Source organism: Pedobacter sp. GW460-11-11-14-TSB4, assembly GCF_059423705.1.
In genome coordinates this window covers 68704-84501 of sequence record NZ_JBWKYI010000018.1, presented here as the reverse complement: position 1 = coordinate 84501, position 15798 = coordinate 68704, and the positions used below count along the sequence as shown (strand labels likewise).

The 15798-nt window shown below is 37.0% G+C and carries 12 protein-coding genes; 11 read left to right on the top strand and 1 reads right to left on the bottom strand.

Annotated features, from left to right (window positions below; genetic code table 11):
• Positions 1-62: 62 nt before the first annotated feature.
• The 11 genes from AC07YT_RS17045 to AC07YT_RS16995 all read left to right on the top strand — a co-directional run bounded on the left by AC07YT_RS17045 (position 63) and on the right by AC07YT_RS16995 (position 12830).
• The gene (locus AC07YT_RS17045) at positions 63-662 is read left to right on the top strand and encodes an RNA polymerase sigma-70 factor (protein WP_086547884.1); all 600 of its coding nucleotides are present in this window, start codon (positions 63-65) and stop codon (positions 660-662) included.
• 62 nt (positions 663-724) lie between these two features.
• The gene (locus AC07YT_RS17040) at positions 725-1885 is read left to right on the top strand and encodes a FecR family protein (protein WP_086547883.1); all 1161 of its coding nucleotides are present in this window, start codon (positions 725-727) and stop codon (positions 1883-1885) included.
• Between the two features lie 340 nt (positions 1886-2225).
• Positions 2226-5813, top strand: coding sequence for a SusC/RagA family TonB-linked outer membrane protein (locus tag AC07YT_RS17035; RefSeq protein WP_494945426.1), 3588 nt, complete (start codon positions 2226-2228; stop codon positions 5811-5813).
• An 11-nt stretch (positions 5814-5824) separates the two neighbouring features.
• Positions 5825-7279 carry a RagB/SusD family nutrient uptake outer membrane protein gene (locus AC07YT_RS17030; RefSeq protein WP_086547881.1) on the top strand — a complete coding sequence of 485 codons (1455 nt, stop codon included), beginning with the start codon at positions 5825-5827 and terminating at the stop codon, positions 7277-7279.
• 16 nt (positions 7280-7295) lie between these two features.
• Positions 7296-8624 (top strand): zinc-binding metallopeptidase, encoded by a 1329-nt coding sequence (locus AC07YT_RS17025; protein ID WP_494945425.1) that lies wholly within the window; start codon positions 7296-7298, stop codon positions 8622-8624.
• Positions 8625-8635: 11 nt separating this feature from the next.
• On the top strand, positions 8636-9952 hold the full coding sequence (locus AC07YT_RS17020) for a DUF4302 domain-containing protein (protein WP_086547879.1): 1317 nt from the start codon (positions 8636-8638) through the stop codon (positions 9950-9952).
• 117 nt (positions 9953-10069) lie between these two features.
• A complete protein-coding gene (locus tag AC07YT_RS17015) occupies positions 10070-10342 on the top strand; it encodes a hypothetical protein (RefSeq protein WP_086547878.1) in 273 nt (90 codons plus the stop codon).
• 4 nt (positions 10343-10346) lie between these two features.
• Positions 10347-10745, top strand: coding sequence for a DUF983 domain-containing protein (locus tag AC07YT_RS17010; RefSeq protein WP_086547877.1), 399 nt, complete (start codon positions 10347-10349; stop codon positions 10743-10745).
• A gap of 92 nt (positions 10746-10837) precedes the next feature.
• Positions 10838-11497 (top strand): DUF2461 domain-containing protein, encoded by a 660-nt coding sequence (locus AC07YT_RS17005; RefSeq protein ID WP_086547876.1) that lies wholly within the window; start codon positions 10838-10840, stop codon positions 11495-11497.
• 78 nt (positions 11498-11575) lie between these two features.
• Complete coding sequence (locus AC07YT_RS17000; protein WP_086547875.1) at positions 11576-12415, top strand: OmpA/MotB family protein; 840 nt, start codon at positions 11576-11578, stop codon at positions 12413-12415.
• A gap of 208 nt (positions 12416-12623) precedes the next feature.
• The gene (locus tag AC07YT_RS16995; protein ID WP_086547874.1) at positions 12624-12830 is read left to right on the top strand and encodes a hypothetical protein; all 207 of its coding nucleotides are present in this window, start codon (positions 12624-12626) and stop codon (positions 12828-12830) included.
• Between the two features lie 241 nt (positions 12831-13071).
• Here AC07YT_RS16995 and AC07YT_RS16990 read toward each other — a convergent pair whose 3' ends face one another.
• Positions 13072-15663 (bottom strand): hypothetical protein, encoded by a 2592-nt coding sequence (locus AC07YT_RS16990; RefSeq protein WP_086547873.1) that lies wholly within the window; start codon positions 15661-15663, stop codon positions 13072-13074.
• Positions 15664-15798: the final 135 nt, after the last annotated feature.

Sequence of the window (15798 nt, the reverse complement as noted above, 5' to 3'; positions counted from 1 at the left end):
ATATTACATCACACAACAGAACACTTATAAATTTGTAAGTGAGCAGGCAGATCGACTAATTTATGGCTCCAGGAAGGATAGAAGATGAACGTAAGCTTATAGAAAAAATCGTCGGAGGAGATGAGCAGGCTTTTTCTGTTCTTTTCTTCAAATACCTTCCTGTACTCCAGATTTTTGCCACAAAGTTTACCAAATCTGATGATGCGGCAGAAGAGATTATCCAGGATTCATTTTTAAGGGTTTGGCTAAATCGCGATAAATTAGCAGAAGTAGATAATGTAAAGGCCTATCTGTATAAATATGTTTCTAACGAATGTTTAAGCTACCTGCGAAAAAAATTAAAAGAGGATAGGGTTGTTGATGCCTTTACTGCCAAGCAACAAAATAGCCATAATAGTACAGTTGAAACAATTAATTTAAACGAGGTAACTAAAATTATTGCTATTGCCGTCGAAAAATTACCCGATCAACGCAAAAATATATACCAATTGAGTAGGCGCGATGGTAAAACCATACCTGAAATCGCAGAAATACTCAATATCTCGCCCAATACGGTAAAAAACGCCCTTGTAACTGCCTTAAAATCGATACGGATACAACTCGATCAGCATGGCATTGTGTTCATTTTCCCGATTGTTTTTTTCTTTTTGAAAATAAAATAGAAAAAAATTAATATCCCGATAGTCCTAATCTTCTTTTGCTGCTTCTTAGTATCAGAATCTTTATGGAAGAACGTATACATTATCTCTTACAACAGTTTACAGCTAAGACCTTAAGCGAGTCCGAAAGGGAAGAACTTTTAGTTTTAGCAGAAAACAGCACCTCATTGCTTTCTGACGAAATCGTGAAAATGATTATCGCAGAAGAAGAACATGCAGTTGATGTTGTTGAAGAAAAATGGAATCCGGTTTTAAATAAAATTCTGGCGGTAGACAAACCAGGCCGTTCGCCTAAACGGATTTTAATGAATAGCTTAAAATGGGCTGCAGCAGCAGTTGTTTTTATTGTGTTTTCGTTAACCGCTTACATTTCTCTACAGAAAAAGAAGGAACATATTTTTGCTACTGATGTAGCACCGGGAAAAAATAAAGCTATTCTCACCCTGGCTGATGGTAAGAAAATTTCACTTTCAGACGCGATGAAAGGTGATATTGCCAAAGAGGCTGGTTTCTCGATCACTAAAACTGCTGATGGCCGGTTGGTGTATAATGTAGCAGGATCAGAAAATGTAAACGATACCAGATTGAACACCATTTCGACCCCAAATGGTGGCGAATGGCAAATCCAGTTACCTGATGGTTCTACGGTTTGGCTAAATGCAGCATCTTCTATTCAATATTCGTTAAATATCGGAACAGCGAAACAGCGTAGAGTGAAACTGGATGGTGAAGCTTATTTTGAAGTAGCTAAAAACGCTGCACATCCTTTTATTGTGGAAACTGATAAACAAGCTGTTGAAGTATTGGGTACACACTTCAATATTAACAGCTATAGAGATGAAAGGCTAACTAAAACCACCTTATTGGAAGGAAGCGTACGTGTTTCGCACAAGACGACTAATGAGAGCGAAGTGCTTAAACCTGGAGAGCAATCTTTGGTATCCGTTTCTGGCATGGATGTGAAAGAAGTAGATGTTGATGAAGCAATAGCCTGGAAAAATGGCTATTTCATGTTTAATAACGAGAGGCAGGAAAGCATTTTACGCAAAGTTGCGCGCTGGTATAATGTAGAAATAGAATATGCCGATCCTGCTGCAAAAGAGGTGATGTACTACGGAACAGTAAGTCGCTTTGAGAAAATTTCGAAAGTATTAAGAAAATTTGAGCAGACCGGAGAAGTGCGTTTCGATATTAAAGGCAATAAAGTAATTGTCTATAAAGAATAAACGAGAAAAGATGAAGGAGTAACTAACCTTTATCTCTAAAAATAAACTAATTAATCAACCCTTAACCTAACAAATGATGAATAAACTTCGACAAAACTCCTGACGATTCAAATGTTGAATAAATAAAAAAGGAGTGCTTGCAACACCCCCCTTTATTATCTGTTTAGCTATTCCGTAAGCCGGAATCGATTAAAAATCAATTATTTCTTGGATAACCGCGAAACGCTTTTTGGCGTCTAAACTTTATTGCGCTTCGCACAAAACAGACTATTAAATGTACAAAATTTATATTAGAATTTTATGTACGCATCAACGCTACATACCTAAATTGCTATTAATTATGAAGTTAGTTACGGTCATATTGCTTGCCTCGTTAATGCAGGTAAGTGCAGCTTCATTTGGCCAGCTGGTTACATTAAAGGAAAAGAATGTAACATTAGAGAAAATGTTTAGGGAAATCAGACAGCAATCTGGTTATGATGTATTGTTATCAACCAATACCATTAAAAGTACAACTACTTTAAATGCGAACTTTAATAATGCTACCATTGAAGAAGTAATGGCTAAAATTATTTCAGGACGGGATTTAACCTATACTATTGAAGATAAAACCATCTTAATTAAACCTAAAGAAAAGAGTATTTTCGATAAAATTGTTAACTATTTTGCTGTTATTGAGGTAAAAGGGAAAGTATCGGATGATAATGGAAGTGGAATCCCGGGTGCCAGTATCCGTGAAAAAGGAACCACTAATTCTACCACAACCAACGCTAATGGTGAATATACAATTAGGGTAAGTGATGCCGGTACACTTGTTTTTAGTTATGTAGGTTACAACACGATTGAATTGGAGGTTAACAACCGCACGAGAATTAACGTAAGTCTCAAAGAAAATGTTAATGATCTAAAAACAGTTGATGTAGTATCAACAGGATATCAAAATATACAGAAAAAATTATTTACAGGATCCGCAACAACCGTTAAAGGTAGTGATGTAAAACAAGATGGTGTTGTAGATGTTAGCCGGATGTTAGAAGGCCGTGTTGCAGGGGTTTCGGTACAGAATGTTTCGGGTACTTTTGGTACTGCACCAAAAATCCGCGTTCGTGGTGCTACGTCTATTTCGGGAGAGAATAAACCACTTTGGGTAGTTGATGGAATTGTATTAGAAGATATCGTTAACATTTCTAATGATCAGTTATCCAGCGGAGATGCTTTAACGCTAATCGGATCATCGGTAGCAGGAATAAATGCCGATGACATAGAAAGCTTTAACATTTTAAAGGATGCTTCGGCAACTGCACTTTATGGTGCAAGAGCCATGAACGGGGTAGTCGTAATTACAACCAAAAAAGGAAAGATCGGAAATACAACTATTAATTATAGCGGTAACTTTTCTTCTTTCTTAAAACCAAATTACGATTCCTATAATATCATGAATTCTGCAGATCAGATGTCGTTATATGCAGAGGTTTATCGTAAAGGTGGATTATCGCCAAATATTGTAAATGGAATGAATGGAGGTGTATTTGCAAAAATGTACCAGGAAATTAATAAGTATAATAGCAGCACCGGTCAATTTGGTGTTGTGAATACACCAGAAGGAAGAGCGGCATTTTTGCAAAAATACGCAACCGCTAATACCGATTGGTTTGATGTGCTTTTCAAAAATTCTTTTGTGCAGGAACATTCAATCAGTATTTCTTCGGGATCTGAAAAATCACAGCACTATTTCTCAGTTGGTTATTATAACGATAACGGATGGTCTATTGCAGATAATGTGAAGCGATATACCATGAACCTTCGCGGAAATTATACCCTTTCTCCTAAAATCAATATTGGCTTATTGGCTACAGGAGCATACAGGCAACAAAGGGCTCCGGGTACATTGGGCAGAACCAGTAATGTGGTAGAAGGAACCTATACACGCGATTTTGATATTAACCCTTTTAGCTATGCATTAAATACTAGCCGTACAATAAGGGCATATGATGACAATGGTAATCTGGAATATTTTACCAGAAATTATGCGCCATTTAATATCCTTAACGAAACGCAAAACAACTACATCGATTTAGATATGTTGGATATGAAAATGCAGGGGGAGTTTAACTATAAGTTTATTAAAAACTTTGAATTCAGATCTGTAGGTGCAATGCGTTATGTAAAAACAACCCGCGAGCATAAAATTACAGAATATTCGAATATGGCAACTGCCTATCGTTATGCACCAAATTCTACTATTGCCAATGCTAATATTTTCTTATACGATGATCCGGACCGTCCGGAAATTATCGATAAGGAAAGTGTACTCCCTCAAGGTGGATTTTACAATAGAAACGACGATTATCTGTTAAATTTCAATGTAAGAAATCAAATTGATTGGAAACAGGACTTTGGTAAACATGCACTCGGCGCTTTTATCGGACAGGAGATCAAATTTGCAAACCGTCAAAACAGTTTCAATAATGGTTATGGTTATCAATACGACAAAGGAGGTGAGCCATTTATCGATTACAGAATTATTAAAATGCTATTGGAAGGTAATTACAATTACTATGGCATGGATAGATTTTTTGATAGATATGCGGCCTTTTTCTTAAACGGTAGTTATTCTTACGATTCTAAATATGTATTTAACGGAACATTCAGGTACGACGGAAGTAACCGTTTGGGCGAAAGTGCTGTGGCAAGATGGCTTCCAACCTGGACTTTAAGTGCAGCCTGGAATGTAGATCAGGAAGAATTTATTAAAAATATTTCGCAAATCAGTTACTTAAAGTTAAGAGGTGGTTACGGTTTAACAGCAAGTATGGGTAGTGCCACTAACTCATCTGTAGTTTTAGCCAATAGCACCACATTAAGACCAAGGTTATCTGAAGTAGAGCCACGAATTACTTTAAATGGATTAGAGAATTCGGAACTTACCTGGGAAAAACAATATGAGGCTAACATTGGGGTAGACTTAGGTTTGTTCCAAAGCCGCTTAAATGTATCATTAGATTATTACAATAGAAAAGGTTTCGACCTGATCGGCAACTTTAGAACTTCTGGTATTGGTGGTGAGTTTACAAAATCGGCCAATTATGCTGATATGAATTCACATGGATTTGAAGTAAACCTGAGCGGTATGCCTGTTAAAACGACTGATTTTAAATGGAATACCACCTTTACATTTGGATACAATAAAAACACCATTACCAATTTAAAAAGTAAACCACGTATTTACGATTTAATTATCCCGGAAGGTGGCCCTAAAGAGGGTGGTGCGGTAAGAGGATTATATTCTATCGACTTTCAAAAACTAAATAACCTGGGCGTACCGGTATTTACAAACGAAAGTGGTGTAGCCAGCAGTAACGTATACGTACAAAGTACAACCACAGATTACCTTAAATACGAAGGTTCCGTTGATCCGCTTTACACTGGTGGTTTAAACAATACTTTCAATTATAAAAATTTCGCCCTAAACGTATTTGTTTCTTATCAAGCTGGAAATAAAATCAGGTTAACAAATGTTTTTGCAACTAACTACGATGATAGTGATGCAATGCCAAGAGAATTTTTAGATAGATGGACTTTACCTGGTGATGAGACCATTACCAATGTACCATCAATTGCCGATTATTTATTAAGAAAGTCTTTAACCGGAACTTATCCTTATACGGCATACAACTATTCTTCAGATCGCGTTGCTGATGGTTCTTTTGTACGATTGAAACAAGTTTCGTTAGCATACAATCTGTCTACAAAATATGCGAAATCGATCGGTTTAAACTCGTTATCGTTAAAACTGCAAGGAAATAACATTTGGTTAATCTATGCCGATAAAAAACTGAAAGGGCAGGATCCTGAGTTCTTTGGATCTGGTGGTGTAGCATTACCAATACCTAGACAAATTACTTTATCCCTAAAAGTTGGTATTTAATAAGAATTAAAATGAAGAAATATATAATTTATTCGTTCATCACGCTTGCAGCATTTGGTTCTGGCTGTAAGAAATATTTAGAGGTATCGCCAGATCAGCGTACCAAATTAAACACGCCTGAGAAAGTTTCAGAATTATTAGTTACTGCTTATCCTGGCGGAAGTTATGTGATGGTAGCAGAAGCCATGTCTGATAACCCATCTTTTGTAAGTTTAACAGGACTTGATAAACCTGAAAACAGAGATGCTTATTATTGGAAAGATGTGCAGGGTACTGGTCAGGATACGCCAAATAACTATTGGAATAACTGTTACGAAGCGATTGCTGCTGCAAACCAGGCATTAGATGCCATTGATAAAGCACCGGATCCACAGAATTATACACATCAAAGAGGAGAAGCACTAGTGGCTAGAGCCTATGCGCACTTTATGTTGGTTACTTTCTTTTCGAAATGTTACGATAGTGCAACAGCAGCTTCTGATTTAGGTATCCCATATGTTACCACACCGGAAACAGTGGTACTGAGAAACTACGACCGCAAAACAGTGGCTTATGTTTACGATCAGATAGAAAAAGATTTGCTTGAAGGTATTCCATTAATAAAAGATGAGCTTTACAGAGTACCGGCTTATCACTTTACACGTAAAGCATCATATGCTTTTGCCACACGTTTTTATTTATTTAAGAAAGATTATGAGAAGGTAATTACCTATGCTAATTTAGCTTTTCCTTCCAACAACTTTGCTACAAATGTAAGACCGTGGTTTGCTTATTCAGCACCGACAGGTGGTTCAACTGAAATTGCTCAAAACATGTCGAGTGCGGCAAATCCTGGTAATTTATTGTTAGCAGAAACCGCATCTTGGTGTGCCAGGAATTATAAAACTACGGTCTATTCTTTAAGTCAGAATAGACTGAATACCATTATTGCTCCACTAGGTATAAGTTTAACGGCATATCAACGATATTCAAGCTCTTCAACCTTTTACTTTATTCCTAAACATTATGAACATTTTGTACGTACCAGTATAAACGCAAGTACAGGGGTTGGGTATGTAATGCAAACATTATTAACATCAGAAGAGGTATTGTTAAATAGAGCGGAAGCCTATATTATGAGAGACAGGCTTAGTGATGCTTTGGTGGATATGAATACATTAATTAGTCAAAGAGTTGCTGGTTATGTAGCATCTACCCACAATTTTACCGATGCAAAAATTAAGAGCTTTTACACTTCAAGAACCTCTGATGCCAAACAGGCCTATATTTTCGCTTTATTGGATTTGAAAAGGGCAGAGTTTGTAGAAGAAGGAATGCGTTGGATGGATATTTTAAGGTATAAGTTACCTGTTAGCCATCTTGATCCAGATGGAAATACCGTAGAGTTAGCTGCTGATGATTTGAGAAAAGTTTGGCAGTTGCCAAGTGAAGTAACCTTAGCAGGAATGCAACAAAATCCTAGATAACCTAAAATTTATCAACATGAAAAAATTATATATTTTAATGCTGGCGCTCTTAGTTGCGGGTTCTGGTTGTAAAAAAGAAGACGAAAACCTTAACCGCGAAATTGTTGGGCTGGGTGGCGATAAATGGGAAGAAACTACCCTTGATAAATGGCTATTCACCAACTTTACCCAACCCTACAATCTGTATGTAAAATACAGATGGGATGGTACAGAGTACGACAATAGTAAAACCCTTACCCCTGTAAAATACGATAAGGTACAACCATTAATGGAAGTGGTAAAAGGTTCATGGATTGATCCTTACACTGCTGAGGCTGGTTCAGATTTTATAAAGAAATACTCTCCTAAACAATATGTTTTAGTTGGAAGTCTTCAATATAACTCTGGCGGTACTGTTACGCTGGGCGAAGCTGAAGGTGGAGTTAAGGTAACTTTGTTTAACGTTAACAACTTCGATAAATCTGAACGCTCAGTAGCGAAAAGAGTTTTAAAAACCATTCACCATGAATTTACCCACATTTTAAACCAGACGATTACTTATCAAAAAGAATTTCCGCTGATTACGCCGGCTGGTTATACTGCCGATTGGAACAATAGTACAGGTTTTGCAGCTAATGGCTTCATTAGTCAGTATGCACAGGCTGCACCAGGCGAAGATTATGCAGAAATGGTTTCCATTATGTTAACCGAAGGGAAGTCGGGTTACGAAGCATTGCTAAAAGCCAATACTTCTGCTACTGCTGTAGCCTCCATCAGGGCAAAAGAAGCACTGGTTGTAGCATACTTTAAGCAAACCTGGGGAATAGATTTTTATGGATTACAAACACGGGTTCAAAAATCTTTCAATGATTTATCGCCGATAAGTTTATCAGGCTATTTAGGTTTTGGTAAAGCATTTAGCTCCGTGAATATTAATCCCGCAACCACTACAGGTTTATCGGATGAGTTTACTACAGCTTATAATAATGCTAAAACTGCACTTTTAGCTTTAAATACCACTGCAAAATATGAACTGGATAATATGACCATCACATTTACCAGTGCAACAGAGATGCAGATGAAGGTTAATTTTCATGCTACTGCAGGAACAGCGATTGGAACAGCTTATACTGGCTTATTTACCCATACTTACGCTGCGACTGGAAACCAGGTTACCTTTACGGCTACCACCAGAGATGCAAATGCAAATGTAATTGCTACAGCTGTTGCCCCGCTAACGGGCTATTTTGTTCAAAGTCCTTTATTGTTAAATTATTTTTATACTCCAGATATGAGGATAGAATATGGTGGCTTTAGAAAAACTACCAATGCTGCATCATTCACTTATGGCGTTTTAGGAAATTAATTTTATAAAACATGAAAAATAAAATTTTATATATAGCACTTGTTGTCTTGTTAATGGCGAGTTGTAAAAAGGATTCAGATCCTATTTTGGACGATCCTGATACTAGATTAACAGCTGAGCTGGCTGCTAACCAAGCTAAATTAATAGCTGCACCAAATGGATGGAAAGCCACCATTTACCCTTCGGGAGGAAAAGGTTTTTCTTTTTACTTTAAGTTTTTGGCTGACGGAAAGGTTGATATGATGGGCGATGTGAACAACGCGTCGTCTACAGCACCACAAACTAGCACTTACCGGTTAAAAGCTTTGCAAAGACCAACTTTAATTTTTGATACGTATAACTACATCCATTTAATAGCCGATCCTGATGCAAGTATCAGTGGTGGCGCAAATGCGAGTGGTTTAAAATCTGACTTTGAATTTGCTTTCGCAGGCGTTGCAGGCGATACCCTTAAATTTGAGGGAACGTTTTACGGAAATAAGATGTCGATAGTAACTTTATCTGCTGCAGAAAGCCAAAGTATATTGGCCGGCGGTTTAAAAACCATGACCGACGCCAATACAGCATATATTGCAGCGAATAAAAACCCGTATTTGCAATTTGCGGATGGAACAAAAGGAGCTTTATCTATTGATCCAACTTCAAAAACTTTAAAGCTAACCTATTTAGATAGCAAAGGAGTTGTCCAATCCAAAAGCGTAACTTTTGCATATGGCATCAATAAACTCTCACTAAGTGCTTATTTAAATTACGGAAGTGTTTATTTTAATGAACTGTTTTACGATTCGGCAAGCAAGACTTATTATATTATGGTTGGTACGACCAGGATTAATGTACAAAACTCTAACGTTCCAATTGTACCACTATCATTGCAATTTGGTTTCCCATCTGCTTTTGCTTATAGGAGTATTAACATTGGTACAAGTTTGCCATTAGGAGTAACGTCAGGATTCAACGCAATATATCAGGCAAGTGTAACTAAATTTGCAACAACTCTTACTCCATCTCGGACTCTTGTAGCCGTTCGTTTTGCATTGACTAGTAATAATACTGCAACGGTGACAACCCAAAATAACAATGGTACTACTACACTTACAGCAGTAGCGACATACAATTATACAATGAATGATGGAGTTATTACACTAAGTAATCCCATTTACGATAGTAACTGGGTTGCAAGGACAACCCAGTTAATTGATATTCAAAATTATTTTTTAACCGGTCCGTTTAAAATTGATTGGGTAAGCAGTACCAATGTAAATAGTCCTTTGTTGGGAGGCTTATACCGTACAGCAGATTTAAGTTCTTTTATGTACGGAACGCTATAAATAATTAAAATCTAATTTTAATCTATCTCTCCCGTAACCCTTGCCCTAAAAAGCAAGGGTTTTTTTATGACATAATTTTTAAACCCCTCCAAGCGTTTATGCTTATATTTGTACCGAATGAAGAAGAAAGTAATTTTTATCCTGTTTGTACTGGTATGTACATTTGCGGTAAGTCCCAATGTTAATGCCCAATGCTCTATGTGTACCATTAATGCCGAACAAGGTGTTAAAAACGGGAATACACAAACCGCAGGTTTAAACACAGGTGTATTGTATCTTTTATCTCTTCCCTATTTAATGGCTGTTATTGTTGGTGTAGTGTGGTATAAAAAATACCGAAAAAAGAATGTGCACCTTAATATGAAAAAGGAACCTTTTAATTTAAATTAAAAGCATGTCTGATCAAACAACCTCAAAGCTTTACGCCATTGTACATTGTAAGTGTCCGCATTGCCGCAGGGGAGATATTTTTACCGGCAGTATGTATGGCTGGAACATTCAGCATACCAAAGAAATCTGCGGGCATTGTGCACAACGTATAGAAATTGAACCCGGTTATTTCTATGCCGCCATGTATGTAAGTTATGCCATGAACGTAATAGAGATGCTTTTTGCCAGTTTGATCACCTATCTAATTTTTGGCCCGCTTACCGATGAAACCTTCTGGCCTTATCTGATTGTTATTTTTGCAGGTTGTTTTACCCTGTATCCGTTTAACTATCGCTATTCTAGAATGATACTGCTCCATGTTTTATCGCCAAATATAAAATACAAACCGTATTACGATAAGTAATTATTGGTTAATCGTTTAAATCGTTTAGACTGGTTAATTGTGACATTTAGCGATTAAACAATTAACCGATTAACCAGTTAACCCAATGCTGTATGTTAAAAAAAGAGACCCTTAGTTTTATAAAAGATGTAGCGGAAAATAACAACCGCGAATGGTTTGCCGATAATAAAGAAGTTTATGAAAATGCAAAGGCTGATGTACTCGAACTTGTAGCGAGTATTATTCCAGAGCTGGCCAAAGCAGACCCCATGCTTCCTGCAGAGATGGACCCAAAGAAGTGCCTTTTACGCATTTATCGTGATGTCCGCTTCAGCAAAAACAAAGACCCATATAAAAATAACTTCGGCGTATGGTTCTCTACCAAAAAAGGAGGTAATGACCCAGGTTATTACCTGCACATTCAACCTGGGAAAAGTTTTATAGCCGGTGGATACTGGATGCCTGATGCGCCGCATTTAAAATTGATCAGGCAAGAGATCGATTATAATATTGGCGATTTTAAAGAAATTATAAATAACGCAGCCTTTAAGAAAAACTTTAAACTGGGTGTTGATAATGCCCTTAAAAATGCACCTAAAGGTTATGATCCCGCAGATCCAAACATCGAATTTTTAAAGTTGAAAAGCTTCGAGGCCACCACAAAAATCGATGATGCAGAATTTTTACAACCAAACCTCGTTAATAAGTTGATAAGTTCTTTTAAAATAGTACAACCTTTAGTTGCATTTTTACGGAATGCAATAGATGGTTAATTGTATAAATCGTATAAGTTGGTTAACCACCACGATTAAACAGTTAACCGATTAACCAGTTAACCCCCAAATAAAATAATGAAAAATACCTTTCTTGCATTTGCGCTTCTCTTGTTTATCTCTTCCATAAGCTCGTGTGTTATTTTATCGCCTAAAAAGTATAAAGCTTTATTGGGTACTAAAGATTCATTGTATACTGCTTTTAACGAGGGCTTAGTTAAGATCGGAAACTTAGAAAAAGAAGTAAGCAAGCTTAAAAAGGATACAACTTTAATGGCTGAAGAACTTCGCGATTTGCAGAACAACTACAATGCAATGGATGCGAGCTATAAAAAGCTAAAAAATAATTCCTCATCAGAAATCACCAAACTATCTGGCGATTTAGCTGCCCGCGAAAAACGGTTAAAAGAAGTTGAAGAAGTTTTGCGTAAACGCGATGAGGCAACCAATGCCCTGAAAGAAAAACTTCAACAGGCTTTATTGGGTTTCACCAAAAGTGGTTTAACCGTAGAGATTAAAAATGGTAAAGTTTATGTTTCGCTAACCGATAAACTGTTGTTCCCTTCGGGAAGTATTATTATTGATGAAAAAGGAAAGCAGGCCCTTACCCAATTGGCCAATGTATTAAAACAACAACCTGAAATCAACATTGCGGTAGAAGGCCATACCGATAATCAGAAAATAAACAACCTGGGGCAGATTAAAGATAACTGGGATTTAAGCGTGTTGAGGGCTACCTCTGTGGTACGTTATTTAACGGAGAACGGAAAGGTAGAAAGCGTGAGGATGACGGCTACAGGTAAAGGCGAATTTCAGCCGCTGGGTACCAACGCCAATGCCGATGGAAGAAGCAAAAACAGAAGGATAGAGATTGTGCTTTCGCCTAAGCTGGATGAGCTTTATAATTTGATTAAATAAAATCACAATACTTAAGGGAGGGTCTGTTGTTTGTACAGGCCCTGCGTTAAATAAATCTTAACGAATAATTCTATCGGTTGGTGTCTCACCGACCGAAATCAAGGAGCGCCCATAAGCATCATCATGTTTTTTATGATTAGGGAATGGGCGGCTTGTATTTCTTGGCAACTACAGCCCCGCTATCGCTTTATCCCGATGAACAATCGGGATGTTCGCTTTATCGGGTTTAGGAACAAGGTTTTTTGCACCCGGCAACCCCAAAAATGAAAAACTGGTTTTGCTCCCCAGCCCCCTGCCCGAAGCAGGCGGGCGGTTGCAGCGTTACCCTGCAGCGACGAGGTACGAGGAAGCGAAGCGTAAAAGCGGAAAACGGGAAGAAACTTTTTGTAGTGTACAGGCTTTGCGCTCCAAATAAACCTTAACGAATAATCCTATCGGTTGGTGTCACCGACCGAAATGAAGGAGCGCCCATTAGTATCATCATGTTTTTTATGATTAGGAAATGGATGGCTTGTGGTTCTTGGCAACTACAGCCCCGCTATCGCTTATAGTCCTCGCTACGCTCCGGGCTATGACGCTTTATCGGGTTTAGGAACAAAGGTTTTTGCACCCGGCAACCCCGAAAATGAAAGTCTTGCCATTCGCCGGGCTTTTTTCTATAGGTTTTGGTGCCGGCGGTAAGATTTTAAAATCTTAAAGGTATGTTCGAATTCATGACTGCTCAAGTTAGAATAATCGGGCATGGAGAGTTTATGTACCGTTAAAAAGTTTAGCAGTTCTTTAATTACGTTCGATACTTCTTCCGATTCTTCCGTATGTTTTAGGGTATCGATTTTGCTTAATAACAGGGCAATCTCGAACATCTTAAAATCATTCTTCCTGGTAATCTCCAGGCCAATATTCGTTTCAATAAGTGCTTGCTCGTAATTATGTGTGGCGCTGTAAAAATTGGCTTTAAAAACACTAAAGCTGGCCGATATAAAATTGGTATAATAGGTATAATCGCTGCTGATGATTTTATCAACGAACTGTATAATGCGCTGCGCCTTTTTAAAATAGTTGAGCTTGATATAGGTTTGACCCAAATGAAGCAATAAAAAAGGGGAGAAAACCGAATGTCTTACATAAAATATATTGGGATACTTACTCAGTATGGCCATAATAAAACGGTGGCATTCTGCATAACTTTTTTGAGAGAATAAGGTAATCAATACCAGCCGGTAAGAAAGTATTTCGGCAGAGGTAATTTCTTCATTTTTAAGCGGTTTACTCTGATCTATCTCCTGGCAAAGTTTTATGATTTTATCTTCGAGCGTTTTGCTCTCATTGGGTTTGTTAACAAGATTATTGTAGAAATAAAGAATTAAATCATAAGGGTTAATCGGGAAAAGTTCGTTTAACCTTTTATAATTTCGCTTTAACAACTGCATGGTATTGGCTAGAGCCACTTTATCTACATCGATAAGGTTAACGTTACATTCTATTACATGCAGCATAATCTGAACATCTTCATTCAGTACATTCTCCGAAATGGTTTTGATGGTTTCCTTATACAGGTTACTCATGGTTCGCCCGGTAGCCATAATGTCGATAAAATCGATGCCAATGCTTAACTTATTGAAGTTAGAATTGGGTTTACCGAGTTCGTATTTAGATACATAACAGATAAAATCGAAAGCACTGTTTTTTTCGCTGTTGGTAAATGGCAGTCTGAAAATGCTTTTTAAAGCGGCAATTTCGTTCCGGTTGATACAGAATCTGATGGCCCAGTTCAGTATATGATCTCTTCGGGAGGTTTGACCAGGGAAACTGTTTAAGATATGCTCGAAAAATGATTTACAAGGTTTATATTCAAATTTATCGGTGATCTGTATAAAAAGGAAATAGGTATAAATATCGTCGTTTAAAAAACGGACAATTTCTGTCGGAATGGTTGTACTTAATCTTTTTTCTTCAATGATAATCCCGGCATGTAAAAGTTCTTCATATGCATCAGGGTAACAATTGATATAACTCAGGATTTTTTCTTTAGCAACCCTTAATTTTTTATTTCCTTCTGAAATGCAATCGCTTATTTTTTTGAGGAGAAATATTTTTTCAGTGCTTTTTTTTGCAAGAAATACGCGTTTTTCTAGAAAATAATTAATTAATTCATAACATAACAAAGGGTTATTCAACTCCAGATGGTGGTTCTCATCTTTGAGCTTGAAATAAACCTGTAACCAGAATGGCGTTTTAAACTGTGCTAATAGGGGAGCGCTTACATCTGCCCGATTGATAATTTTATTTTCTATATGGCTTAGGGTATAGAGTACCTCATCAACATTTAGCGATGGTACATTGCTTAAGGTATCCTCATCATAAAATAAGCCCGTATACCAGGCTTTAGTTAAAGATGCAGAACCGTAAATAGCGGGTTGAAGATTAATCCAGCTATTTGTTCGCAGGCCAAATATGAGTTTAACAAAGTTGTTTTCTTCTATACTATATAAAAAGTCGATAAACGTTTTAAAATAATTGCTTCTGGCTAAATGTTCATCAATACCATCAACAATAATAATGAAACGGCCTTCTCTCTTCTCGGGATTTTTTTTGAAAAAACTGATTAACTCCGTCAGGCTCCCGAATTTAAACTCTTTTAAAAACCAGTCTTTTAAAGTATTTCCATTTTGGATAATGGTATTAATACTGGTAGAGTTAACCAATAATACGATATCGTTTTTGTAGAGGGCATTTTCTGATAAGAAAAAATATTCTACCATGTGTGCAAGCAATATCGATTTCCCCTGACCCGGCTGAGCACTTACTGTGGTAAACTGGTAGTTGTTTTTTAAGAAGTAATCAAAATCAGGATAAAAAAAACTTCTGTTGGCGGTAGCATTAAACGGAACGCCTGAATTATTTTTATTCGCAATTAACGAGATCTCTGTAATGGCATGTGCTTTTAGCTTTAAATCCTGCCAGATACTTTGAACAGAGGTGGTTTGATTTTCCTTGTCTTTACAAAACGAATCCCAATCGTTATAGCCAATATATTGTGATAAGCTATTTAAAGTAAATAAAGAGAATTTATGTAAGGTGTTTGCGAAGCCAAAGAATCGCTTGATCGTTGTTTCACTTACATAATTTTTGGTTTCTTGAAATACATACTCAGAAATAATCTTACAATGAGCTGGGTCGATATTTCTCAAACCAGATTTTATAAGGACAAACTTCCTGAGTTCGATAAGGAGATCGTTAGCATTCATTAATTAACAGATGGGATGACTACCGCTAATGTCATCATAATTTCACAATTGAGGAAATCTATTCATGAAGAAAGTCCTGTATGAATAAAATGAATGAAATGGATTGCATAAAAATGAATAGCAATGGATAGGATA

Bases quoted from the DNA above. Each gene is read 5' to 3' on its own strand.
- AC07YT_RS17040 (WP_086547883.1), top strand. From the start codon at position 725: ATGGAAGAACGTATACATTATCTCTTACAACAGTTTACAGCTAAGACC.
- AC07YT_RS17020 (WP_086547879.1), top strand. From the start codon at position 8,636: ATGAAAAATAAAATTTTATATATAGCACTTGTTGTCTTGTTAATGGCG.
- AC07YT_RS17005 (WP_086547876.1), top strand. From the start codon at position 10,838: ATGTTAAAAAAAGAGACCCTTAGTTTTATAAAAGATGTAGCGGAAAAT.
- AC07YT_RS17015 (WP_086547878.1), top strand. From the start codon at position 10,070: ATGAAGAAGAAAGTAATTTTTATCCTGTTTGTACTGGTATGTACATTT.
- AC07YT_RS17010 (WP_086547877.1), top strand. From the start codon at position 10,347: ATGTCTGATCAAACAACCTCAAAGCTTTACGCCATTGTACATTGTAAG.
- AC07YT_RS17035 (WP_494945426.1), top strand. From the start codon at position 2,226: ATGAAGTTAGTTACGGTCATATTGCTTGCCTCGTTAATGCAGGTAAGT.
- AC07YT_RS17045 (WP_086547884.1), top strand. From the start codon at position 63: ATGGCTCCAGGAAGGATAGAAGATGAACGTAAGCTTATAGAAAAAATC.
- AC07YT_RS17000 (WP_086547875.1), top strand. From the start codon at position 11,576: ATGAAAAATACCTTTCTTGCATTTGCGCTTCTCTTGTTTATCTCTTCC.
- AC07YT_RS16990 (WP_086547873.1), bottom strand. From the start codon at position 15,663: ATGAATGCTAACGATCTCCTTATCGAACTCAGGAAGTTTGTCCTTATA.
- AC07YT_RS16995 (WP_086547874.1), top strand. From the start codon at position 12,624: ATGTTCGCTTTATCGGGTTTAGGAACAAGGTTTTTTGCACCCGGCAAC.
- AC07YT_RS17030 (WP_086547881.1), top strand. From the start codon at position 5,825: ATGAAGAAATATATAATTTATTCGTTCATCACGCTTGCAGCATTTGGT.
- AC07YT_RS17025 (WP_494945425.1), top strand. From the start codon at position 7,296: ATGAAAAAATTATATATTTTAATGCTGGCGCTCTTAGTTGCGGGTTCT.